This window comes from Pseudoalteromonas sp. ESRF-bin5, assembly GCF_002632075.1.
Lineage (GTDB): Bacteria > Pseudomonadota > Gammaproteobacteria > Enterobacterales > Alteromonadaceae > Pseudoalteromonas > Pseudoalteromonas marina.
The window spans coordinates 1-24,533 of sequence record NZ_NTLW01000129.1 but is presented as its reverse complement, the minus strand read 5'-3'; the positions used below and the strand labels follow the sequence as shown (position 1 = coordinate 24,533).

The 24,533-nt window shown below is 39.6% G+C and carries 22 protein-coding genes; 12 read left to right on the top strand and 10 right to left on the bottom strand.

All coding sequences use genetic code 11. The features are described from left to right. The coding region (locus BCG07_RS06775; RefSeq protein ID WP_286889435.1) for an alpha/beta fold hydrolase at positions 1 to 725 on the bottom strand (725 nt) is incomplete at its 3' end. A 244-nt stretch (positions 726 to 969) separates the two neighbouring features. On the opposite strand from BCG07_RS06775, the gene seqA reads away from it, so the two are divergent. From seqA to BCG07_RS06740, 7 genes are all read left to right on the top strand, one after another. Then, complete coding sequence (gene seqA / locus BCG07_RS06770; protein ID WP_006793039.1) at positions 970 to 1,560, top strand: replication initiation negative regulator SeqA; 591 nt, start codon at positions 970 to 972, stop codon at positions 1,558 to 1,560. Positions 1,561 to 1,569: 9 nt separating this feature from the next. After that, positions 1,570 to 3,207 carry a phosphoglucomutase (alpha-D-glucose-1,6-bisphosphate-dependent) gene (gene pgm / locus BCG07_RS06765; protein WP_138740983.1) on the top strand — a complete coding sequence of 546 codons (1,638 nt, stop codon included), beginning with the start codon at positions 1,570 to 1,572 and terminating at the stop codon, positions 3,205 to 3,207. A 78-nt stretch (positions 3,208 to 3,285) separates the two neighbouring features. Next, positions 3,286 to 4,338: a succinylglutamate desuccinylase gene (astE, locus tag BCG07_RS06760; protein ID WP_243530580.1), complete on the top strand. Its 1,053-nt coding sequence runs from the start codon at positions 3,286 to 3,288 to the stop codon at positions 4,336 to 4,338. Positions 4,339 to 4,604: 266 nt separating this feature from the next. Further along, positions 4,605 to 5,819 (top strand): thiamine pyrophosphate-dependent dehydrogenase E1 component subunit alpha, encoded by a 1,215-nt coding sequence (locus BCG07_RS06755; RefSeq protein WP_286889434.1) that lies wholly within the window; start codon positions 4,605 to 4,607, stop codon positions 5,817 to 5,819. Then, complete coding sequence (locus tag BCG07_RS06750) at positions 5,819 to 6,796, top strand: alpha-ketoacid dehydrogenase subunit beta (protein WP_286889432.1); 978 nt, start codon at positions 5,819 to 5,821, stop codon at positions 6,794 to 6,796. Before BCG07_RS06755 ends, BCG07_RS06750 begins: the two co-directional genes overlap by 1 nt. 8 nt (positions 6,797 to 6,804) lie before the next feature. Further along, positions 6,805 to 8,370: a dihydrolipoyllysine-residue acetyltransferase gene (locus BCG07_RS06745; protein WP_243530573.1), complete on the top strand. Its 1,566-nt coding sequence runs from the start codon at positions 6,805 to 6,807 to the stop codon at positions 8,368 to 8,370. 140 nt (positions 8,371 to 8,510) lie between these two features. Next, the gene (locus BCG07_RS06740) at positions 8,511 to 8,876 is read left to right on the top strand and encodes a DUF805 domain-containing protein (protein ID WP_286889430.1); all 366 of its coding nucleotides are present in this window, start codon (positions 8,511 to 8,513) and stop codon (positions 8,874 to 8,876) included. Positions 8,877 to 8,933: 57 nt separating this feature from the next. Here the strand turns inward: BCG07_RS06740 and BCG07_RS06735 are convergent, their stop codons facing one another. Both BCG07_RS06735 and BCG07_RS06730 read right to left on the bottom strand, forming a co-directional pair. After that, the gene (locus tag BCG07_RS06735; protein WP_243530567.1) at positions 8,934 to 10,106 is read right to left on the bottom strand and encodes a putative manganese transporter; all 1,173 of its coding nucleotides are present in this window, start codon (positions 10,104 to 10,106) and stop codon (positions 8,934 to 8,936) included. A 121-nt stretch (positions 10,107 to 10,227) separates the two neighbouring features. Continuing rightward, entirely contained in the window at positions 10,228 to 11,853 is a 1,626-nt protein-coding gene (locus BCG07_RS06730; RefSeq protein WP_286889427.1) for a M28 family metallopeptidase, read from the bottom strand. A gap of 118 nt (positions 11,854 to 11,971) precedes the next feature. Here BCG07_RS06730 and BCG07_RS06725 point away from each other — a divergent pair, with 118 nt between their 5' ends. Genes BCG07_RS06725 through BCG07_RS06715 form a run of 3 tightly spaced genes read left to right on the top strand, consistent with a single transcriptional unit; the run spans position 11,972 to position 14,770 of the window. Further along, on the top strand, positions 11,972 to 12,784 hold the full coding sequence (locus tag BCG07_RS06725; protein ID WP_058428851.1) for a DUF3025 domain-containing protein: 813 nt from the start codon (positions 11,972 to 11,974) through the stop codon (positions 12,782 to 12,784). Further along, positions 12,781 to 13,569, top strand: a complete 789-nt coding sequence (locus tag BCG07_RS06720; protein ID WP_006793029.1) for an ABC transporter ATP-binding protein — start codon at positions 12,781 to 12,783, stop codon at positions 13,567 to 13,569. Before BCG07_RS06725 ends, BCG07_RS06720 begins: the two co-directional genes overlap by 4 nt. Next, positions 13,562 to 14,770, top strand: a complete 1,209-nt coding sequence (locus BCG07_RS06715) for an ABC transporter permease (RefSeq protein WP_286889424.1) — start codon at positions 13,562 to 13,564, stop codon at positions 14,768 to 14,770. The genes BCG07_RS06720 and BCG07_RS06715 overlap by 8 nt, the downstream gene beginning before the upstream one ends. A 98-nt stretch (positions 14,771 to 14,868) precedes the next feature. On the opposite strand, the gene BCG07_RS06710 is transcribed toward BCG07_RS06715, so the two are convergent. The 6 genes from BCG07_RS06710 to BCG07_RS06685 all read right to left on the bottom strand — a co-directional run bounded on the left by BCG07_RS06710 (position 14,869) and on the right by BCG07_RS06685 (position 21,601). Next, entirely contained in the window at positions 14,869 to 15,708 is an 840-nt protein-coding gene (locus BCG07_RS06710; protein WP_286889423.1) for a UDP-2,3-diacylglucosamine diphosphatase, read from the bottom strand. A gap of 161 nt (positions 15,709 to 15,869) precedes the next feature. Further along, entirely contained in the window at positions 15,870 to 17,594 is a 1,725-nt protein-coding gene (locus BCG07_RS06705; protein WP_008131190.1) for a proline--tRNA ligase, read from the bottom strand. 88 nt (positions 17,595 to 17,682) lie between these two features. Next, on the bottom strand, positions 17,683 to 18,387 hold the full coding sequence (gene tsaA / locus BCG07_RS06700) for a tRNA (N6-threonylcarbamoyladenosine(37)-N6)-methyltransferase TrmO (protein ID WP_203983549.1): 705 nt from the start codon (positions 18,385 to 18,387) through the stop codon (positions 17,683 to 17,685). Positions 18,388 to 18,568: 181 nt separating this feature from the next. Beyond that, positions 18,569 to 19,138 (bottom strand): outer membrane beta-barrel protein, encoded by a 570-nt coding sequence (locus BCG07_RS06695; RefSeq protein WP_286889420.1) that lies wholly within the window; start codon positions 19,136 to 19,138, stop codon positions 18,569 to 18,571. A 250-nt stretch (positions 19,139 to 19,388) separates the two neighbouring features. Then, positions 19,389 to 19,853, bottom strand: coding sequence for an acyl-CoA thioesterase (locus BCG07_RS06690; protein WP_286889418.1), 465 nt, complete (start codon positions 19,851 to 19,853; stop codon positions 19,389 to 19,391). A gap of 101 nt (positions 19,854 to 19,954) precedes the next feature. Further along, positions 19,955 to 21,601: an electron transfer flavoprotein-ubiquinone oxidoreductase gene (locus BCG07_RS06685; RefSeq protein WP_286889416.1), complete on the bottom strand. Its 1,647-nt coding sequence runs from the start codon at positions 21,599 to 21,601 to the stop codon at positions 19,955 to 19,957. A gap of 221 nt (positions 21,602 to 21,822) precedes the next feature. On the opposite strand from BCG07_RS06685, the gene BCG07_RS06680 reads away from it, so the two are divergent. Together BCG07_RS06680 and BCG07_RS06675 are read left to right on the top strand one after the other, a co-directional pair. Continuing rightward, positions 21,823 to 22,572, top strand: a complete 750-nt coding sequence (locus BCG07_RS06680) for an electron transfer flavoprotein subunit beta/FixA family protein (RefSeq protein WP_006793021.1) — start codon at positions 21,823 to 21,825, stop codon at positions 22,570 to 22,572. After that, entirely contained in the window at positions 22,573 to 23,499 is a 927-nt protein-coding gene (locus tag BCG07_RS06675; RefSeq protein ID WP_286889413.1) for an electron transfer flavoprotein subunit alpha/FixB family protein, read from the top strand. Between the two features lie 140 nt (positions 23,500 to 23,639). Here BCG07_RS06675 and asnS read toward each other — a convergent pair. After that, on the bottom strand, positions 23,640 to 24,533 hold an 894-nt coding region (gene asnS / locus BCG07_RS06670; RefSeq protein ID WP_286889412.1), incomplete at its 5' end, for an asparagine--tRNA ligase.

Below are 24,533 nucleotides of genomic sequence, written 5' to 3'. Positions count from 1 at the left end.
ATAGGTTTTTGCGCATGTAACCAATGACCAGCACCGTGAATGATTTTTGCTTTCGTATTCTTGAAACGCGTGACAATTGCAGTGCGGTACTCGGGTAAAATATAATCTGAATCGTTACCTTTGATAAAAAGAGTATCGCACAAACAAGAATTGTTTTCATTAACGTTTGAGAGTATATTTGAATATTTCTTATCTAGAACAGGTAAGTTGAATCGCCACGTTAATTTTCCTGCTTCATTTTTAGCTAGGCTTTTTAATAAAAACTGACGAACGCCAAGTTCGTCAATATAAGGCTGCATTAAATCGTCAGCATGCTTTCTGTCTTCTATATGCTCAGATGCAACTGCGTTGAGCGCCTGCAATATCTTAGTATGCCGCGGTGGGTAGGTAACGGGTGCTATATCAAGCACAATTAATTTTTCAATCAACTCGGGTTGAGTTAATGCAAGCTCCATAGCAACCTTGCCACCCATAGAATGACCAATTATATGTGCTTTTTTTATATTCAAGTGTCGAAGTAACTCAACAATGTCTTTTGCCATAGCAGGATAACTCATCTCATCACTGTGAGGGGAGAGGCCATGGTTTCGCAAATCTACATTGGTAACTGTAAAATGCTCACTTAACGGTTTAGCAATTACGTTCAGGTTTTCTAATGAACCAAATAGTCCATGTATTAAAATAACATCAGGACCTTGTCCCAGTTGCTTATAATTTAGCTGCATACATTGCTCCTAAAAATTTCGCCTTAGTTTGCCGAGCAATACTTAAAAAAGCAAAAAATAGTGTCTAATTAACCATTTTATTAAATGATATTCGAAAATTAGAGAAATTTATTGACTAAAAATTTACCTAACTAGTTATAGATTTTCGAAATGCCTGCGAGTGCTTGTTGTAACTCGCATTTATTATTGGATTGGGTATAATCAGGCGTGAGAAAAAAATGTGACCCGTAATGACAGGAAGACCATGAAACAAATCGACATAGACGACGAGTTATATCAATACATTGCCAGCAACACGCAAAGTATTGGTGAAAGTGCATCCACAATTTTGCGTCGTTTATTAAACATGAGCGGCGAAAAACAATTAACCGCTGACGTAGAAATAACACAAAATCAACAAACAACAACTACATCTGCGCCATCTACTGCGCCAGAATTAAAGCACGCTGTAGCAGAAGCTGAAGTTCCAAAAACTGTCACACCAGTGAAGCAAAAAAATGCTAACGTTTTTAATGTATTAAATAAAGAAGAACTAGCAATGCAAAAAGGCGTGGTGGGTCGCTTCTTATTTATTTTAAGTGCTTTTTATCGCACTCATAAATCTGATTTTTCTGCTGTGTTGGATATTAAAGGCCGTGACCGTGTTTATTTCGCAACGAGCAAAGAAGATTTAGTAAATAGTGGAAGTAGCATGAACCCTAAAAATATCACCGACAGTGAATATTGGGTAATGACTAACTCTAATACAACACGTAAAAAAATGATGCTTCATGAAGTAGCTCTTTGCCTAGGTTACAGTGCAGAGCAAGCTGAAAAAATTCGCGATTACCTGTAAGGAAATATAATGGCTATTCACTCAGGCGCAGGCAAAACTGCTCCACAATCAGCACTTGTTAATGTTCCTAAATTAGTTTCGGCTTATTATTTAAATGAGCCAGACTTAGAGCAAAACCCAGAGCATGGCGTTGCCTTTGGTACATCTGGACACCGCGGCTGCTCTTATGATGTAAAATTTAATGAATCCCATATTTTAGCAATTACACAAGCCATTTGTGATTACCGTAAACAAAACGATATTTTTGGACCATTATTTTTAGGTAAAGATACCCATGCGCTTAGTGAAGCTGCCTTTAACTCTGCAATTGAAGTGCTTGTCGCTAACGAAGTGCAAGTAATTACTCAGCAAGATGGCGACTTTACTCCAACTCCTGTTATTAGCCATGCAATTGTTTGTCACAATAAACGCAATCCTAATGAGCTTGCAGATGGCATTGTTGTTACGCCTTCACATAACCCTCCTGAAGATGGCGGCTTTAAATATAACCCACCTAACGGCGGGCCTGCTGATACAGACGTAACTAACTGGATTGAAGACAGGGCTAACAAGTTATTACTTGAAGATTTAGTCGAGGTTGAGCTTTTCCCGTTCGCTAAAGCTTCTCGCTCAGGGTTTATCCGCTACGAAGATTTAATGACTCCGTATATTAACGATTTAGAGAATATCGTTAACTTAAAAGCCATTAGTGATGCGGGCGTTAAAATAGGCATTGATCCATTAGGTGGTTCAGGTATAAATTTTTGGCCAGTCATTACGCAAAAATATAATTTAGATCTAACCGTAGTAAACGACAGCGTTGATCCGCGTTTTGCATTTATGCCACTTGATAAAGATGGCAAGATACGTATGGATTGTTCATCGCCTTACTCGATGGCTAATTTAATTAAATTAAAAGACGATTTTGATATAGCGATTGGTAACGACCCTGATTACGACCGTCATGGCATTGTTACACCCGATGGCCTGATGAATCCGAATCATTTTTTAGCTGTTGCTATTGATTACCTATTAAACCATCGCGAGTGGAATACTAACGTAGAGATTGGTAAAACGCTTGTTTCGAGTTCGATGATTGATCGTGTTGTAGCGCGCAATAAGCGAAAGGTAAAAGAAGTTCCGGTAGGCTTTAAATGGTTTGTTGAAGGCCTAAACAAAGGTAATCTTGCTTTTGGTGGCGAAGAAAGTGCAGGCGCTGCGTTTTTACGCTTTGATGGCAGCGTATGGTGTACTGACAAAGACGGCTTTATTATGGGTTTACTTGCAGCTGAAATACTTGCAGTAACGGGTAAAACACCATCAGCGCTTTATAAAGAGCTAGAACAAGAATTTGGATCGCCACTTTATAAGCGTCTAGATGCGCCAGCAAGTAGTGCACAAAAATCGCGTTTAAAAGCTTTAAGTGCAGACGACGTGAAAGCCGAAACGTTAGCTGGAGAGCCTATTTTACAAAAATTAACTCATGCTCCTGGTAACAATGCAGCGATTGGCGGCTTAAAAGTTGTTACAGAAAATGGCTGGTTTGCTGCTCGCCCATCAGGTACTGAAGATATTTATAAAATATACCTAGAATCATTTAAAGGCGAAGCACATTTAGCTCTTTTAGAAAAAGAAGCTAAACAATTAGTTGATTCAGTTATTAGCTAAACCTGCTTAAACTATTTAAAAACGGCTGAATTATTCAGCCGTTTTTTTGTATCTCTCACACTATAAAGGGCTTTTATTATGTCAGCCACACCCGATTATTTAAATTTATTGCAATCAACCGGTGATTTTCTAACCATTAGCCGAGATAATGAATGGCACTTAGCACCGAGCCAGTTTACGCTCAACAATGGAACCCAAGTTAATGTACACGATACTGGGGTTATTGAGTTTCAGCCAGCGGTTACTACCTCAAAAGATATTGTGTTATCAAGTGCTGTACACGGTAACGAAACGGCGCCTATTGAAATTTGTGATGAGCTAATAAAGCAAATTATTTCCCAAAACCTTGAGCTCAATCAGCGAGTCCTTTTTATATACGGTAACCCTAAATCAATTAATATTGGTTTGCGCTTTGTAGAAGAAAATCTTAATCGTTTATTTAATGGACACCACACGGTTGATGGTGTTGAAATGAATGACGAGCGCGTTCGAGCGGCAAAACTTGAACGCTACGTCACTGACTTTTTTGCCAGAGGGGAAAAGGGCAGTGAGCGCAGTCATTACGATTTGCACACGGCTATTCGTGGTTCAAAAAATGAAAAATTTGCTGTGTATCCATTTTTGCACGGTAAACCATGGAAAAAATCACAGCTACAGTTTTTATTAAGTTGTGGTGTAAATACTGTATTAATGATGAAGTCGCCAGCGACAACGTTTAGTTATTACTCATCCTTTGTTCATGGTGCAGATTCGTTTACAGTTGAGCTTGGGCAAGTAAAACCATTTGGCCAAAACGATATGACACGTTTTGAAAAAACAAAACAAACGTTAACTGCATTAATTAGTCAAAAAGATGTTGAATACCCACAATTTAATGCAAACGACTTTGAGCTGTTCGCTGTTCATCGTACAATTAATCGTACTCAAGAGGATTTTAGTTTTCCATTTTCTGATGATGCAGAGAATTTTACTGGCTTTGCAAAAGGAGAACTGCTCGCAACCGATGGTAATACTCCTTATTATGCGGACGTTGAAGGAGAAGCAATCATATTCCCAAATGCAAAAGTAGCCTTAGGGCAACGTGCATTACTCACCGTTGTTCCAATGGCTATAGACAGTAACTTTGTATAATTCAACTCATTAGACCTCTTTGTCCTGCAAGTTAACTAACTGATTACTAATAATTTAAGTAGCTGTATTGTTAACTTGCCACTTATTTAACCAATATTTACTTTTGTTTCGTCACAGATTTGTTGAATAACACTTTACGTTAACGTAAAGTGTTGGCAGCTTTAATTAAATATAGTGCAGATATTGCAAAGTTTATTCAGCAATGATCACCCATAATAATAATGTAAAAGGGGCACTATGTTACTGACAACAACAGAAGGTAGGTTATGAGTAATCCAAATAACGTATCGCTGAATATTAACCATGCGCTAGAATTTATTGACGGCAATGCGCTTAATATTCCAACCCTTAGTATTTTAACTGAGGATGGCGACATTCACCCAAGTGCGACAGCACCCTCTATTTCAAAACATACCGCAATTAAACTTTATGAGACTATGCGTTTTATACGTTTATTAGATGAACGTATGCAAGGTGCTCAGCGCCAAGGCCGAGTAAGCTTTTACATGCAATGTTTAGGTGAAGAAGCTGCCGTTACGGCATCCGCTGCTGCGCTTGACCAAGAAGACATGATAATGGCGCAATACCGTGAGCAAGCTGCACTGCATTACCGTGGTTTTACGCTAGACCAATTTATGAACCAAATGTTTTCAAATGAATTAGATTTAGGCAAAGGTCGTCAAATGCCAATTCATTATGGTTCTAAAGAATTATATTATATGACAATTTCTTCTCCACTTGGCACACAAATACCACAAGCGACAGGGTATGCATATGGACAAAAAGTAAATCATATAGATGCAAAAACAGGCGAACTTGCAAGCACCATTGACAACGTAACTATTTGTTACTTTGGCGAAGGTGCTGCATCTGAAGGTGACTTTCATGCCGGATTAAACATGGCTGCAGTGCATAAAGCACCCGTGATATTTTTTGCACGTAACAACGGCTATGCGATTTCGACCCCGGCAGATGAGCAATTTAAAGGTGATGGTATTGCTTCACGTGGTGTGGGTTATGGCATTAAAACAATTAGGGTCGATGGCACAGACGCACTTGCTGTGTTTGCAGCAACGCAAAAAGCACGTGAAATTGCCTCAACACAAGGGGAACCTGTTTTAATTGAATCAATAGCTTACCGGTTAGGCGCTCACTCTACGTCTGATGACCCAAGTGGTTACCGTTCAAAAGACGAAGAGGCTAATTACAAAACATGCCCAATAGAAAAATTTAAAAAGTGGCTAGTAAAACAGCAATGGCTCAACGAAGAAGACGATTTAAAAGCAAAAGAGTCTATACGTGAAGATATATTAGCGGCATTAAAGCGTGCAGAAGTAGTGCAAAAGCCTGCTTTAGAAGAGCTAGTCTCAGATGTTTACGATACGCCAATCCCTTCACTTGTTCGTCAATACAATGAACTAAAAGAACATATACAAAAGCACCCAGATGCTTACCCAGTTACTGCAGGGAGAATTAAGTAATGGCTAAAATGAACATGCTACATGCAATTAATTCTGCTCTAGATATAACCATGAATGAACACCCGCAAGCGTGTATATTTGGCGAGGATGTCGGGTATTTTGGTGGTGTATTTAGAGCAACCTCAGGTTTACAAGAAAAATACGGAAAACACCGTGTATTTAATACGCCTTTAACTGAGCAAGGTATTTTAGGTTTTGCAAATGGTTTAGCGGCATTTGGTGCACCCGCGTTAGCTGAAATTCAATTTGCAGATTATATATTCCCGGCCTTTGACCAAATAGTAAATGAATCAGCAAAATTCAGATACCGTAGTGGTAATGAGTTTAATGTAGGTAACTTAACTGTACGTACACCATATGGTGGTGGTATTGCTGGTGGTTTATATCATTCGCAATCACCAGAAGCTTACTTTGCACATACGCCAGGTTTAAAAATAGTGGTGCCACGTAATCCATATCAAGCTAAAGGCTTACTGCGTGCAAGTATTAAAGATGACAATCCTGTTATATTTTTTGAGCCCAAACGTTTGTACCGCGCATCGACGGGTGAAGTACCCGAAGAAGATTATTCAATAGAGTTAGGTAAAGCTGAAGTTGTGCAAGAAGGCACTGACATTACAGTCCTGGCTTGGGGTGCTCAAATGGAAATTATTCAAGACGCTGCAAAACAAGCAAGCGAGCAAGGTATAAATTGTGAGGTAATTGATCTACGAAGTATTTTACCTTGGGATATAGATACAATTGCTAAATCAGTGACTAAGACAGGTCGTTTGGTAATAAGCCATGAGGCACCTATTACAAATGGGTTTGGCGCAGAGATTGCAGCTTCAATTCAACAAGCATGCTTCCTTCATTTAGAGTCACCTATTCTACGTGTGTGTGGTTTAGATACACCATACCCACTGGCACTAGAGAAAGAGTATGTGCCTGATGCGCTCAAAGTGTTAGCCGCAATTAAACAATCAATGGATTTTTAGGGGTTCCCATGGCTAAAGATTTTATATTACCCGATATTGGTGAAGGCATTGTTGAGTGTGAAGTGGTTGAATGGCTGGTACAAGAGGGTGATAGCGTTTGTGAAGATCAACCTATTTGCGATGTAATGACTGATAAAGCACTGGTACAAATACCTGCTGTGCACGATGGAGTAATTACAAAGCTCTACCATCAAAAAGGCGAAATTGCCAAAGTACATGCACCCTTGTTTGCAATGAATGTAGCTGGCGAAGAGGCCAGTGTTGAAAAACAACAGCCCAGTAATGCACCACAAAGCAATAATGGTGCAACTGAACAATTAGAAGATTTTATTTTACCAGATATTGGCGAAGGGATTGTCGAATGTGAAATAGTCGACTGGTTAGTCGCCGAAGGCGATGAAATTGAAGAAGATCAGGCTGTTTGTGATGTAATGACTGATAAAGCCCTTGTGCAAATACCAGCAAAATACACAGGTACTGTTCAAAAGCTGTATTATCAAAAAGGTGAAATAGCTAAAGTACATAGCCCATTGTTTCAGATGACTATTGCTGGAACTGCACCTAAACAAAATATAGATGTAAACCAAGCCGTAGTAAAAGCGCAAACAAATGCAGCAGAGCAAGCAGCACCAGTAAAAGTGAATAAACCAGCAAAAGTGGTCAACACAAAAGCGGTTGCATCACCGGCTGTTAGACGTAAAGCCCGTGAGCTTGATGTTGATTTAACACAAGTACCGGGTAGTGGTAAAAATGGACGTATCTATAAGCAAGATATAGAAGAGTTTATCAAAGGTGAAGTACCAAACAGTATTGATACGTCACCACTTAATGCCAGTGCAGTAAACACACAAAGTAAAACACATACCTCTGGCGTGCGTGTCGAGCCAATTAAAGGCATAAAAGCGGCGATGGCAAAACAAATGGTTGCTTCTGTTTCAACCATTCCACATTTTACATTTTGTGATGAAATTGATTTAACAGACCTTATTGCACTAAGAGCTTCAATGAAGGAGCAGTATAAAGCACAAGGCGTTAAACTCACTATGATGCCTTTCTTTATTAAAGCCCTTTCACTTGCGATGAAAGAATTCCCTGTTCTTAACTCTAAAGTAAATGAAGATTGCTCTGAACTTACTTATTTTAATGATCATAATATTGGTATAGCCGTCGATTCTAAAATTGGCTTATTGGTGCCTAATATTAAGTCGTGCCAAAGTAAAAATATTGTTGATGTGGCTAATGAACTTACACGGCTTACTGAGTCTGCTCGCGAAGGGCGAGTACCACCTGAAGACTTAAAAGGCGGTACAATTAGCATTTCGAATATTGGTGCAATTGGCGGCACAATTGCCACACCAATTATTAATAAGCCAGAAGTAGCAATTGTTGCGCTAGGTAAGTTGCAACATCTACCGCGCTTTGATGAAAACGGGCATGTTGTAAGTAAGGCCATTATGCAAGTTAGTTGGTCTGGTGACCACCGTGTTATTGATGGCGGAACAATTGCTCGCTTTAATAACTTATGGAAATCGTACTTAGAAAATCCGTCGGCAATGATGATGGCAATGAGCTAAAAATTAAACTTATAAAAAACCAGCAATTTGCTGGTTTTTTGTTTTAAAAGGACTTGTTTTTATTTAAGATACACCTGTTGCTAAAAAGTAATAAAACTAACCCCGTTAGGGAATATAAGAAATAACACTAAGGAAATATTATGGAACATTATATGAACGCACTGCGTAGCTACGCAGATTTTTCAGGTCGTAACCGCCGCAAAGCTTATTGGATGTTTGTATTATTTAATACCATCTTGTCAATTATCTGTAATGTTATTGATGGCGCATTAGGTACTATGTTTATTGGTTCTATTTATAGTTTAGCGCTATTGATACCTGGTTTAAGTGCTGGTGCACGTCGTTTACACGATACTGGCCGCTCTGGTTGGTGGCAGCTTCTGTGGTTAGTGCCAATTATTGGTTGGATTGTATTAATTGTGTTCCTTGTACAAGACTCACACGAGGGCGAGAACGATTTTGGTCCTAATCCAAAAGAGTTAGCTGCAGAACCTGCTACTGTATAAAGTAAAGTTTTAACCTAAAAAAGCTCAGTGTTCGCTGAGCTTTTTTATGCCTAAAATTCAATACGAAATAAAATACAAGCCATAGCCAACTCCGAGTGCAGGAAGTGCGGTATATAAAGTAGCTATTATTGCGGCTTTGGGGGCTAACGCAATTGCAGGGAATAACGCATCTCCGTCGTTTGAAATTGCATTGGATGTTAAAGCACTAAATGGAATGATGCCCTGTATATAAAGCGTGGTAACTATTATTTGCGGCCCACAACCGGGTAAAAAACCTATGATTACAGCAATCAGCGGTGCTAAATAAGCGTAGTGGGCAAACCATGTTTTTAAATCAAGTCCGGCTACATTCACGAGTATTTCAAATAACATAAACGACGCCACTACCCATACAGTCACAAAGTGTGTGTCTTGGAGCACTTTAACCACTTTAGATGGTGGATTACATTCATCCTCTTCACTGGTAATTTGTTTATATGTTTCGCCCTTAGACGAGTAAGCCCATACCGTTACGATAAATAGAGCCATGCCCGCACCAAATAAATGTATTCCAGTGCTTGTGTGCCTTCCAAATTGGTTAAAGTCCACGTTGAATGCGATTAAAAACGCGATAATTAAACTTGGAAAAATCGCTAACATCCAAACAGGTTTACTGACTCTAATAATGCGGGTAGGCAATATTTTAACTTGGTGCGTTTGTTCTTTTAAAGAAGGGCGTAAAAAGTCGTGTTTATGAACTGTATTTACAAAAGCACCACATATAGTTCCAACAACTAATCCTATAGCCATTATTACAGCTCCCTCAGTAGGGCGTGTAGCTAAAAGTAAAAATGCAGCATCGCCCATTGTTGCTGTCAGTACGGCAACAATAGCACCAAAGCTTGCTTGGCCTTTGGTAAATTGTGTAACCACTATTATAGCGCCCCCGCAGCCGGGTAAGGCACCTAGTAAAGCCGCAAAAAAGACCTCTAAAGCCGGTGACTTGGCACTTAGATAACTAAGCTCTAACTGAGGTAAACGCTCAATAGCGTAGTAATAAATCAGTAACGTAGCAGCAACAAATACACTGACTTGAAAAAACGCGTCGCTTAGTGCGGTAACTGCAATATCACGAAGTGATGGCGCAGCAAAACACACCAACAAAAAAAGAGGGAGTAATAAGCGTTTATTTTGGCTAACAAAGCGTTGTGAAGCGGGGGTAATTAGTCCTATTTGTGTAATTGAGTTCATACAGTGTTACCAAATTAATAAACAGGGTAACACTGTATAATTTTAGTAAATGATAATCAATATCATTTAATTGTGTTTAAATCGATTACTCACATTGAGACTTTCGATATTAAATTCTAGGCTATTTGCGTTGAAATTCTGAATTTGCATTCCAAGTAGGCCATTGCTCTTGCTCAGAAATATCAAAACCTACTTTATAAAATAATTGTAAGTCTTGAACAGCACCCGATAAATCCCACTCATCGCGGTAACGGTCACAAGGCTGGTGGTAACAACCGCGTAATACTAAGCTCATTCGCTTGCGATAATTGGCTGTTTCTTCATCCGCTGCTTGAGTACCACCACCAGCGTACATTGCAGGTATGCCCATATTGGCAAACGCAAAATGATCAGAACGGTAATAACCACCCGACGATGGTTTAGGATCGCCTGATAAAGTTCTACCTTGATCTTTTGCTGCATTAGCTAAAAACTCATCCATTTGAGATTTACCAATGCCTACCACACTCATATCTTTTACTTTGCCTAATAAATTTAAGCTATCCATATTTATATTAGCAACCGTCTTGTTAGCTGCAATAACAGGGTTTGCGGCGTAATACTTAGAGCCAAGTAACCCTTGCTCTTCAGCGGTTACTGCTAAAAATGTCATTGAGCGGCTAGGGTGCTTTGGCAATTTAGTAAATGCTTCTGCAACTTCTATTAAGCCTGCAGTACCCGTTGCGTTATCGTGAGCACCGTTATAAATTTGGTCACCTTTGCGGCTTGTATCTGTGCCTAAGTGATCCCAATGCGCTGAATATACTACATGTTCGTCTGGCGATTCGCTGCCCGGTAAGGTCGCAATAAAGTTGTAAGACACTGACGTTTTAATTGTATTAGTCACATTAACAGAGGCGGTTAAATCACCCATATCAACATGATAAGCACCTTTTGCGGCATTTTCTTTAACGGTATCGAAATCTAAACCAGCTTTGCTGAAAAGCTCTTTAGCCACATCACTAGTAACCCAGCCTTCTACAGCAACACGGTCCATATTGTTGTTTTCTTTTTGAAAACCAAATTGCTCGCCACTCCACGAATTTTCAACAACCGACCAAGGATACGAAGCGGGCGCTGTTTCGTGAATAATAATAGCGCCTGCAGCACCTTGGCGACTTGCCTCTTCATATTTGTAGGTCCAACGACCGTAATAAGTCATTGCGTCGCCAGTAAATAAAGCAGGATCTTTAGTTGCAAAACCAGGATCGTTCACAAGCATGACCACGGTTTTACCTTTCACGTCAATTCCTTCGTAGTCGTTCCAGTTATACTCTGGTGCATTAACGCCGTAGCCTACAAACACAAGCTCAGAATTTTCAATGCCTTCTTTTTCACTAATGCGGCTACTGCCCATAACCATGTCTTTTTTGTATTGGTAATCTTTGCCACCAATTGATAAAACCATGTTTGAATCAGCTTCTAGTGATACAAGGGGGACTTCTTGTAAAAAGCTATCGCCATTGCCAGGCTCAAAACCCAATGCTTGAAATTGAGCTGTTAAATAATCTAATGTTAGTTTTTCGCCAGGTGACGAAGGCGCTCGGCCACCAAATTCGTCAGATGCCAATACTTTTATGTGTTTTGCTAACTCATCGGCTTTAATACTGTTATAGCCATTGGTTACATCTGAAGGAGTAACGCTTGTTGCTGCACAGCCAGCTAAAACAGCGCTGGCAAGAAGTGTGAGAGATAAATTGCGTTTCATATTAACTCGATTATTGTTTTAAGATTAAATAAGTATATTAACTTCTATTAAGTAGGGCTAGCTTTTGCGGTAAACTGTTACAAAATTAAAGGCCTATACAAGTTAGAAATTTATAATAATGAAGCGTTTTACTCCTCCTGAACAATGGCAACCCAATTGCCTAAAAACGGGTGCATTTAATCACCTAAACAGCTTGTTTAAACTTAATGAGCAAACTCAATGGCCTTCACCAAAATGGTTTACTCCTTATTTAAATGCAACGAACGAGAATAATTTACCGATACAGTTTGTTGACGATGCACAAATAGACTTTGCTGAGCGCTATTACGAACAAGTAATTTTTGAAACGGGTGAAGTACCCACACGGACAGAAAATTGGCACGATCTATTCGGTGGTTTTATTTGGTGCTTATTTCCTAAAACAAAATCACTTATAAATCATCGGCATGTTCAGGACATTGCCGAATATGGTTTAACTAAGCGCACCAAACACAGAAACGCACTCACACTATTTGATGAATGTGGTGTTGTACTGGCCATTAGTGACAGTAAATGGCAAACCTGGCTGCGCGATCATCAATGGCACAAAGCATTTGTAGAGCACCGCCATGAGTGGGGAGAGTCAATTCAGGCTTTTATGTTTGGTCATGCCAATTACGAAATGTTGACTCGCCCTTATATAGGGCTCACAGGAAAAGCATTATTTATAAATGTGCCCGACGAAATATTTTGTAAAGATTTAGCAATGCAATACCAGTACCTTGATCAAGTACTTTATGAGAAGATTAAAATAGAACATTGCTTAGCCGATAACTCACACCTTTCGCCTTTACCATTATTAGGTGTGCCTGGCTGGCATGAAGATAATAAAAACGACACATTTTACAATAATACGGATTACTTTAGACCCAAACGAAGGACATGCGCATGATAGAAGTTGCCGGGCTTAAAAAACGTTTTAAGCTGACGAAAGACCATAAAAAAAATAAAGTAGACGATATCGACCCGCGTGAAGATAAAGACTACTTTCATTCAGTACGAGATGTCAGTTTTCGCTGCGCTGAAGGCGAAGTATTAGGGTTGTTAGGCCCAAATGGCGCAGGTAAAACAACCACCTTAAGAATGATCTCAACAGCCTTAAAGCCTGATGAAGGCTCTATTACAATTGATGGCAACGATATTGTTAAAAAACCTCTTTTAGGGCGAAAGTCGATTGGGTTTTTATCAGGCTCTACTGGCTTGTATGGTCGTCTGACCGTTAAAGAAAACATAGAGTACTTTGCAAAACTTCACGGGATGAAAAAAAGCGATATAGCATCACGTTGTGATGAGCTTTTTACATTACTCGATATGCATAAATTTATAGATAAGCGCGCTGAAAATTTATCAACTGGTATGAAACAAAAAGCAAATATAGCCCGCGCAGTTGTACATCGCCCAAAAGTTGTTGTGCTCGATGAGCCTACAACAGGCCTTGATATCATGACCACACAAACAGTGATCGAATTTATCAAAGGTTTAAAAGCACAAGGCACACCGGTTATTTTTTCTACCCATCATTTAGATGAAGTCGCATTGTTATGTGACCGTGTAGCGGTAATTAACGAAGGCATAAGCTGCTTTGATGGCACAGTTGAAGAGTTTAAACAAGCCGGAAACAGTGAAGAGTTAAACCAAGCGTTTATGAACATATTAACGGAGAAGCATAATGTTTGAAGTATATAAAAAGGAATTAAAAGAGCTCCTTCGCGACAAAAAAACGCTTATGTTTGTTGTGGCGCTGCCAGTACTTATTTTCCCAATAATTTTTGCCGTTATGGCTTTTATTAGTTCGCAAGCGGCACTTGAAGCTGACCAAAAAGTTAATACTTACGTAATTATTAATGGTGAATACGCACCAGAATTTACCAACAAAGTGTTTTACCACAAAAGCTTTGAACTTTATAAGGGCAGTAAAACCTTTAATACGATAGAAGAGCTCAAAGCAGGTGTTACTGCCGGCGATATAGATATGGGTATTTATTTGCCAAGTAACGCAGAAGATACACTCAACAGTGGTGAACAAAGCAAATGGGAAGTGGTATTTAACGACGCAAAATCAATAAATTTTTTATTTGATCGGGTCAAAGAACTAGCTCAAGAATACAGCGACGTATTGCAAGCCAAAAAATTAAAAAGCTTTGGGATAGAAGAGTCTACGCACAAAGCTATCCTTACCCCTATTGAAGTTGTTAAAGTAGATACGGCTGATAAACGTGAAAACTTAGGTGAAAAAATAGGTGGCTTTTTACCATATTTACTTATTCCATTGGTGTTAATGGGCGCTACATATCCTGCAATTGACTTAGGGGCCGGTGAAAAAGAGCGCGGCACACTAGAAACACTCTTACTTACACCCATAACACGCACAGAGCTGGTATTAGGTAAATTTATAACATTACTGACCACCTCTATTGCATCAACCACTATTACGGTTGTGAGTATGGGGTGTTGGGTTGCTGTTGCACTGGCGTTCGCAGACTTAGACTTTATAAAAACGGCATTTAGTACTTTGGCGGTTACCGATTTGCTGATGATTTTTGTATTATTACTGCCATTGGCTGCCATATTTTCTTCTTTAGCGTTAGCTATATCTATTTATGCGCGTACGTTTAAAGAAGCACAAAACTACATGGCTCCTTTAAGTATGGGGGTGTTTTTCCCTATTATTATTTCAATAATGCCAAATATGGAATTGACTGCTAAAACCGCGTTTATTCCGGTAACCAACGTTGCATTAGCCATTAAAGACATAATTAAAGGCACTGTAGATTACACGTTTGTAGGGCTCATATTTTTAGCAACCGCTCTTATTGCAGGTGCGTTACTCGGATTTTGCGTTAAATGGTTTAACCGAGAAGATGTACTATTTAGATAGTGTGCTACTCATCTTAAAAAAGCATCACTTAAGTGATGCTTTTTTGTTTAAGACCGTCAACAAGGGTTAAAATTTATGACTTGGTTTAAAGTCAGCAATTAGGCTGCCGACTTTTTAGGTTTCGCATCGTCATTACTCATTAGTGGCGATGAAATGTTAGATATGTCGGCGCTGTCTAAAACTGTGTGTGTATCTGACCAGTGAAGGAGTTCTATTTTTCCATCGGCTTGTTCCACTAAGGCGGTGCAGTTTTCTATCCAATCGCCGTCGTTACAATACACTATGCCGTCGCACACTTTTATTTTAGGGTGGTGTATATGCCCACAAATAATCCCATCTACTTTTTGTTTTTTTGCCTCATGAATAGCTGCGTCTTCAAATGCATTTATTGCTTCGCGTGCCTTATGAACTCGTGCTTTTATCCACGACGCTAACGACCAGTAGTTACCCCCAAACAACTTTCTTATTTTATTGCTCCAACGATTTAAAAATAAAAGCAAATCGTAGCCTGTATCGCCAGCAATGCTAATAATTTTGTTATAACGAGTTGCGCTATCAAAGTCATCGCCGTGAACGAGCAAAAAGCGTTTATTAGCTTGAGTTACATGAATATACTGCTGGTGGACCTCTATACCAAATAGGGTTTGATTTATATAGTGTCTAAAGGTTTCGTCATGGTTTCCTGGTATATAAATTACGCGTGTTCCGTTGGCCGCTTTTTGTTGAATGCAATTAAGTATTTGATAGTGAGAGGGGTGCCAATAAAATTGGCGCTTCATAGACCATAAATCAATAATGTCGCCAACTAAATATAAAACGTCAGTCTCAACAGCGCTTAGAAAATCGAGTAAATAATCAGCTCTGCAATCTTTATAGCCTAGGTGAACATCTGATATCCATATAGCAGGGTATTTAGCCTTTTGTTCAGCACTTTTCATATTGTCCCTCGTTAGTTTTGTTAGCTATAAATTACTTTAGAGAGAAAAAATGACAGTTACACGACATTTTTAGTAAAGCTATATGACACAAAATTTAGGCATAAAAAAACCGCTTAAAAAAGCGGTTTTTGCATTCACGTTATTGAATAACGAATAAGAGTTTAGGCTTGCATAGCTGCTTTAATGCTTTCAATAGCGGTATCTATGTCAATCATTAGCTTTTCACCTGTGCGGCGATTTTTAAGCTCTACTTTATTTTCGTCTAGGTTACGTTCGCCAATTACAAGTGTGAAAGGCACACCTACAAGCTCCATATCATTAAACATGACACCTGGGCGCTCTTTTCTATCGTCAAATAACACATCCACACCTGCATCTTTTAAACCTTGGTAAAGGCTGTTTGCAATATCAGGAATACGATGCGACTTGTGCATGTTCATTGGTACAATAGCAAGGTCGAACGGAGCAATAGATTGTGGCCAAATAATACCGTATTTATCGTTGTTTTGCTCAATAGCAGCAGCCACAATACGCGATACACCTACACCGTAACAACCCATGGTCATTACTTGGTTTTTGCCATCTTCGTTTAATACGCCTGCTTTCATGGCTTCTGAGTATTTTGTGCCAAGTTGGAATATATGTCCTACTTCAACACCACGTTTAATTTGTAATGTGCCTTGGCCGCAAGGGCTAGGATCGCCTTCTACAATGTTACGAATATCAGCAACGTCGTAGTTAGTTACATCACGGTCCCAGTTTATGCCGCTAAAGTGTTCGTCGTCTTTATTAGCACCGGCTACAAAGTCAGCCATTACGTTGGCTGTGCGGTCAACAATAATTGGCATTGTTAATCCTACAGGACCTAGTGAGCCAGGTTTTGCGCCGATTGCAGCAATTATGTCTGCTTCTTTTGCCATTTCAAGCGGTGAGTCAACGAGAGGGTGCTTTTCCGCTTTCAATTCGTTTAATTCGTGATCGCCACGAATAACAAGAGCAACTAAACCACGTTGTTCGTTTTCATCTGGGGCACCATAAACGATTAACGTTTTAACACTACGGTGTGGTTTAACACCGTAATGCTTTTTAAGCTCTTCAATTGTTTTAGCATCTGGAGTCGGGAACGCTTTTAATTCTTTTGTAGCATCAGCACGAGGCTCTGTTGGGGCAAGGGCTTCGGCTTTTTCAATATTAGCGGCGTAATCACTACCATCGCTAAATGCGATAGCGTCTTCACCTGATTCGGCTAAAACATGGAATTCATGAGACACGCTACCACCAATAGACCCTGTATCGGCAATTACTGGGCGATAATCTAGGCCTAAACGTTCGAAAATATTACAGTATGCTTTGTGCATTGCTTGATACGTATTATTTAAACATTCTTCACTCAAATGAAATGAATAAGCGTCTTTCATGGTGAATTCACGTGCGCGCATAACACCAAAACGAGGGCGTCTTTCGTCACGTACTTTAGTTTGTACTTGATATAAAGTAAGTGGTAACTGTTTATAGCTATTCACTTCTTTGCGAACAAAATCGGTGATTACTTCTTCATGTGTTGGACCAAGTGCAAATTCACGATTATGACGGTCTGTAAAGCGCATTAGCTCTGGACCAAACTCGCTCCAACGGCCTGACTCTTCCCATAAATCAGCAGGCTGTATCACAGGCATCAGCATTTCTATTGCGCCTGCTTTGTCCATTTCTTCACGAACAATGTTTTCAACTTTACGCAAAACGCGTAAACCAGAGGGTAACCAAGTGTATAAACCCGAAGCGACGCGACGGATCATACCGGCTCTAAGCATTAACTGATGCGATACAATTTCAGCATCTGAAGGCGTTTCTTTAAGTGTTGCGAGTATATATTGGCTGGTACGCATTATTTTTCCGAAATAGAGTAATATGTTCTTTTAATAGAGCTTAAGTTTACCAGCGGTTGCTTTTACACAAAAGCGCTAAGTGAGTTATTTAGCTTTTTTCTATACTTGTTACTAGGTTGTGCTCGCCATTAACTTGCCAGCGTATATTGTAATCATACAATGTCATTCCATAGCTCTGCTCGCCGTTTTTTTGTTTTTTGTAAGCAGGACGTGGATCTTGTTTTAAAACATTACTAATAAAGTTTAATAAATCAGGGTATTGAGTTTGTTGCTCAATGAATAAAGTCACCTCTGGGGTAAACTCTACACTCATTTGTGTTTCTGGGCGTGTATCTGCAAAGCCAGCACTTGCGTCAAGCATGGCATCTGAATAAGGCAAGTAGGGTTTTATGTCAATGATGGGCGTGCCATCAAGCAGGTCGATTCCGGCAAGTAATAAACTGAGTTGGCCATTTTTATATTCTATACCCTCAAGCTTCACTGCACTCATACCAATGGCATTTGGTCTAAAAGTAGCACGAGTAGCAAATACACCTTTGCGTTCATTACCGCCTAAGCGAGGAGGGCGTACCATGGGCGAGTAGCCTTTATCTGCGGTTTCATGAAAGCGAAACAATAACCAAATGTGGGTAAATTCATCAATACCGCGTACAAATTCTTCGCGGTTAAAATCAGGCGAAAAAATAAGTTTTGCTTTGGCTTCAGGTACTAAACGAGGTTGTCTTGGTATGGCAAACTTTTGTTTATAGGGAGATTGTATGTGGCCAACGGCCGAAATGCTGTAGTCGCTCATGTTACTCAAGTACAAATAGAATAGGCGGGCATTCTACCTTTATTTGCAGGCCATCGCATCACAGCAGAGCAATTTATTTTATTAGACTAAGTGGTTTAAAATAGCTTTTAGACTGAGTGGTTTATATAAAGTAGAAAAAGGTAAGCCTAAGCTTACCTTTGTTAAACAACCTGTTTATAGTTTAAAACATGTATTGCAGTGACACTGATGCTACATCCATATCAGGATCAATATCATCGTCTAGTTTGTAACGCTCGTACTCTAAACGCATTTGCACATTGCTAGAAAAAGCAAACTCTAAACCAGCACCATAAAATGCATCACCGCCGTCTTGTGAAGTAGAAACGCTTCCAACAGGGAGTTCTTGTTTTATATCTGCATCCCATTCTAACCAACCACCTTTGGCATAAACCGAAAAGCTCTCAGTTAATGGGATACCTAAACGCGTGGCCAATGACACACCGTCAATTTCAGCTTTGCTATCAATATCGCTAACTTCATCAAAGTTTTGATAAGCCAGCTCTACACTTAAATATTCATTAAATTGCGTACCCACATACCCTTTGAGCATTTGTGCGTCATCATCAAAATCAGTATCGTTTTCACTGTCTTCAAACTCAAAAGAGTACTGACCGTAACCTATACCGGTATAAATACGTGGAGAATCAAAATCGGAAATGTCTGCCTGCGCCGCAGAGTTAAAACCAAGTGTTGCTAGCGCCAGTGCTGAAAGTGAAAGTGATTTAATCATTAAATAGCTCCTTTAAAAAATAAAATGGTTTGATTTTTTCAAACTTCGATTACTTATTTGCAGTGAACATGCCAATGATTAAATTGATTAATAAAACAGCTGAACTAGTATTTTTGGATTAGTTATTTGGGTTGTTTAGGTTTTTTATTAAACAAATCGCTAACTGCTAAGATTTAGCGATTTTAAATAAATTGTATTTTTTACAAAGCATTAGGTGATTTTTACAGTACAAAAATTAGCTAATGCGTCATTACACTTGATGAAGTAAGTTTTCGGTTTCAATCGCAATTTCTTTCATTTTAATTGCGTAGTTTTCTAATTTTATATCTTCATTGGAGAGCGCTTTAAACTCTGGTACTGCGACGGGGTAACCCGTTTCATCCATGGCAACAAAGCTTATTACACAGTGATTTGTTTCAACCATGTTCTGTGTTTTAGGGTCGCCACACCGAACTTGTATAAATATTTGCATACTTGTTTTACCGGTATGTGCAATTTTAGCTTCCACTTCTACTATTTGACCAACCAGAATAGGGCGTCTAAATTTAACACCTGCCACCGATACGGTTACACAATAATGACCACTCCAGCCAGCAGCACAGGCATAGCCAGCTTGGTCAATCCACTTCATAACCACACCACCATGTACCTTCCCACCAAAATTAACGTCGGTAGGTTCTGCTAAAAAACGAAAAACAACATTTGACGACGGCATAAGCTTTACTCTTTTTATTAGTTATACAATCAGCATAGCGCAAAAAAGGGGCCGAAGCCCCTGCAATTTAGGATATGTTTATAATTTATATGTAAAAGATATTACATATTGGGGTAATTAGGGCCGCCAGCGCCCTCTGGGGTAACCCACGTGATGTTTTGGCTCGGATCTTTAATGTCACAGGTTTTACAGTGAACACAGTTTTGTGCATTAATTACAAACTCGTTGTTACCTTCTATTTCTTGCACCTCATAAACACCTGCTGGGCAATAGCGCTGCGCAGGTTCATCAAATTTCACAAGATTAACTTTTATTGGTATTGCTGCGTTTTTAAGTTTTAGGTGACAAGGTTGAGACTCTTCATGGTTAGTGTTTGATAAAAACACACTTGAAAGTTTATCAAAACTCAGTGAACCATCAGGCTTAGGGTAAGCTATTTTTTCAGCAATGTTAGCATCAACCAGCGTAGAGTAATCTGGTACATCATCTTTAAAGGTAAATGGTAAAGCACCGTTGAATACATTTTGATCGAGCGTGTTATATGCACCCCCTAAAAATTTACCTAGCTTATGCATCACCGGACCAAAATTACGAGACTGATAAAGCTCTTTATAAGCCCAAGATTGTTCAAACTGCGTGTGGTAATTTACTAAATCAGTATTAGCTTGTTCATTTTCTAATGCTTCAAAAATGACTTCAGCGGCTATCATGCCCGATTTCATTGCTGTGTGATTTCCCTTAATTTTTGCAAAATTTAATGTGCCTGCATCACAGCCTACTAATAACCCGCCAGGAAAATGCATTTTAGGCAAAGAGTGTAATCCACCTTTTGCAATAGCGCGCGCGCCATAAGCAATACGCTCACCGCCTTCAAGTACTTGTTTAAAAACAGGATGATGTTTCATTCGCTGGAATTCATCAAACGGGCTTAAATGCGGGTTTGTGTAATTTAAATCAACAATTAAGCCAACAACGACCTGATTATTTTCGCTATGATACATAAATACACCACCGCTCGTATCACCACTTAACGGCCAACCTGTGCCATGAACTACTTTACCTTGTTGATGCTTAGACTCATCTACTTGCCATATTTCTTTAAAGCCTAAGCCATAATGTTGAGGCGATGAGTCAGCATCAAGTGCAAACTGGTTTATAAGTTGTTTGCCTAAATGGCCTCGGCAGCCCTCAGCAAAAATAGTATATTTAGCTCTTAGCTCCATGCCTGGCATGTAGCCATCTTTTTCATTACCATCTTTATCAACGCCCATGTCACCCGTAACAATACCTTTTACTGCGTCGTCTTCAATAATAAGTGAATGCGCGCTAAAGCCTGGAAATATTTCTACGCCTAAACTTTCAGCTTGCTCTGCAAGCCAGCGGCATACGTTACCCATTGAAACAATGTAGTTACCATTATTATGAAATGTTTTAGGCGAAGCAAAGTGGGGGATTGATGTTGCTTTTTCTTCGTTATTAAACCAATAAATTTCATCATTTGTAACTTTCGTACTTACTGGCGCACCTTGCTCTTGCCAATTTGGTAGTAATTCATCTAACGCTTTTGTTTCAAATACAGCGCCCGATAGAACATGCGCGCCAACTTCTGAGCCTTTTTCTACAACACAAATCATGCACTCTTGTTGTTTTTCTTGTGCAAGTTGTGCGAGTTTTATTGCACTAGCAAGTCCCGCAGGTCCAGCGCCTACAACAACTACATCAAATTCCATGGTTTCACGTTCGACCATAATAACCTCTTTATTTATGACGGACTCACTCAATACTGCCTCAGTATTTGAATAAGGTATTCAGCCTATTTATTACAATGCCAATTTTTCGTTACAGGCTGTGAATAGTTAAAGGTTATTTTAGGTTGACGTTTACGTCAACAGGAAGTAGTCTGATTTCATAAAAATAAATAGGTTGACGTACACGTTAGGTTGTAGGTTTAAATAATTATGGAGTTCCTATGAAAGTTCTTGTACCAATAAAACGCGTTATAGATTACAACGTAAAAGCGCGTGTCAAAAGTGACAACAGCGATGTAGATTTAACGAACGTTAAAATGGCGATGAACCCATTTTGTGAAATTGCAATTGAAGAAGCTATTCGCTTAAAAGAAGCCGGTACAGCCACTGAAGTTGTAGCTGTTACTATTGGCGCTAAAACATCGCAAGAACAACTACGCACAGCGCTTGCACTGGGTGCAGATAAAGCAATCCACATCGAAACCGATGAAAAATTAGAGTCATTACACATTGCAAAATTACTCGCAAAAATTGTAGAGCAAGAAGCGCCAGAACTTGTTATTTTAGGAAAGCAGTCGATTGATTCAGACAATAACCAAACGGGTCAAATGCTTGCAGCATTAACTAATCGTGGGCAAGGTACGTTTGCGTCTAAAGTGGTTGTTGCTGATGGAAAAGTAAATGTTACGCGTGAAGTAGACGGCGGTTTGCAAACGGTCGCACTTTCATTGCCAGCCATTATCACTACAGATTTACGTTTGAACGAACCACGTTATGCATCACTACCCAATATAATGAAAGCAAAACGCAAGCCGCTTGATGTAATAGCTGCAGACTCTTTAGGTGTAGATTTAACACCTCGTATTCAGCTTGTTAGCGTAGAAGAACCGGCAAAACGTAGTGGTGGCATTATTGTAGAAGACGTTGCACAACTTGTAGAAAAATTAAAAACAGAGGCAAAGGTGATTTAAATGAAAACACTTGTAATTGCAGAGCACGACAACGGTGCCTTAAAACCAGAAACCTCAAAAACAATTAATGCGGCTATTAAAATGGGTTTTCCTGTTGATGTATTAGTGGCCGGTGAAAACATCGCCAGTATGTGCGAGTCTATTTCAAGTATAGAAGGCGTTGCTAGTGTGCTTGTTGCAGATAATGCAGCTTATGCACACCAACTAGCAGAAAGCATAACCGATTTAGTTATGTCGTTAACTGACGGCTACAGTCATATTGTGGCAAGTGCAACTACCACAGGCAAAAATTTTATGCCACGTGTTGCGGCCCTTTTAGATGTAGCACAAATATCTGAAATTATTGATGTAATAGATGCTGATACGTTTAAACGCCCAATTTATGCCGGTAACGCTATTGCGACTGTAAAATCACTTGATGCTAAAAAGGTGATTACCGTACGCGCAAGTAGTTTTGATTTACAAGGCGAGCAAGGCGCTGTAAGTATTAATACTTTAGATACAGTATCGGACTCACAGTTAAGTACGTTTGTAAGCGTTGAGCAAACTGAGTCAGAGCGCCCAGAACTTACCGCTGCTGAGGTGGTTATATCTGGTGGTCGTGGTATGCAAAATGGCGAAAATTTCGCTCTTTTAAACGGTATAGCCGATAAATTAGGTGCTGCTATTGGTGCATCGCGCGCTGCGGTAGACGCTGGCTTTGTACCTAATGATATGCAAGTAGGGCAAACAGGTAAAATTGTAGCGCCTAACTTATACATCGCAGTGGGTATTAGCGGTGCCATTCAACACCTAGCGGGTATGAAAGACTCAAAAGTGATTGTTGCAATTAACAAAGATCCCGATGCACCTATTTTTCAGGTTGCAGACTATGGACTCGTTGCCGATTTATTTGATGTGTTACCGCAATTAGAAAACGCACTATAACCATTTATTAAACCTTATTCTGGTTGAAAGCCGTGGTGCCTGATGGGTGCTGCGGCTTTTTTTATACGTTAAATTTTAGCCATAAAAAAACCAGCCAATTGGCTGGTTTTTAATTTTTAAACAATTTAGTCAATACTCATCTAGTAAGTTGCGCTGCCTTTAGTACGAGGGAAGGCGATTACATCACGTACATTGCCCATACCTGTTACATAAGCAACTAAGCGTTCAAAGCCTAAACCAAAGCCTGAATGTGGCACACTACCGTATTTACGTAGGTCGCGGTACCAGCTGTAATCTTCTTTGTTTAAGCTCATTTCTTCAAGGCGCGCATCAAGTACGTCAAGGCGCTCTTCACGTTGAGAACCACCAATGATTTCACCAATACCCGGTGCAACTACGTCCATAGCAGCAACGGTTTTGCCGTCTTCGTTTTGGCGCATGTAAAATGCTTTAATATCACGTGGGTAGTTTTTAATTACTACCGGTGCTTTAAAGTGTTCTTCTGCTAGGTAACGTTCGTGCTCAGACTGTAAATCTACACCCCATTCAACATCAAACTCAAATTTCTTACCGCAGTTTTTAAGAATTTCTACTGCGTCTGTGTAATCAACTTGTGCAAAGTCTTTTTCAACAAATTCTTCTAAACGGCTAATAGCAGTTTTTTCGATACGTTGAGCAAAAAACTCCATGTCGTCACGGCGCTCTTCAAGTACCGCTTTAAATACGTACTTAAGCATGTTTTCTGCAAGCTTTGCAATATCTTCTAAATCTGCAAACGCTACTTCAGGTTCAACCATCCAAAACTCAGCCAAGTGACGTGAAGTATTTGAGTTTTCTGCACGGAAAGTAGGGCCAAACGTATAAATTTTTGACATTGCAGACGCGTAAGTTTCGCCGTTTAACTGGCCAGATACAGTTAAGAATGCTTCTTTTCCAAAAAAGTCTTCACTGTAATCAACATCGCCTTTATCTGTACGCGGTAAGTTTTGCATATCAAGTGTAGATACACGGAACATTTCGCCAGCGCCTTCACA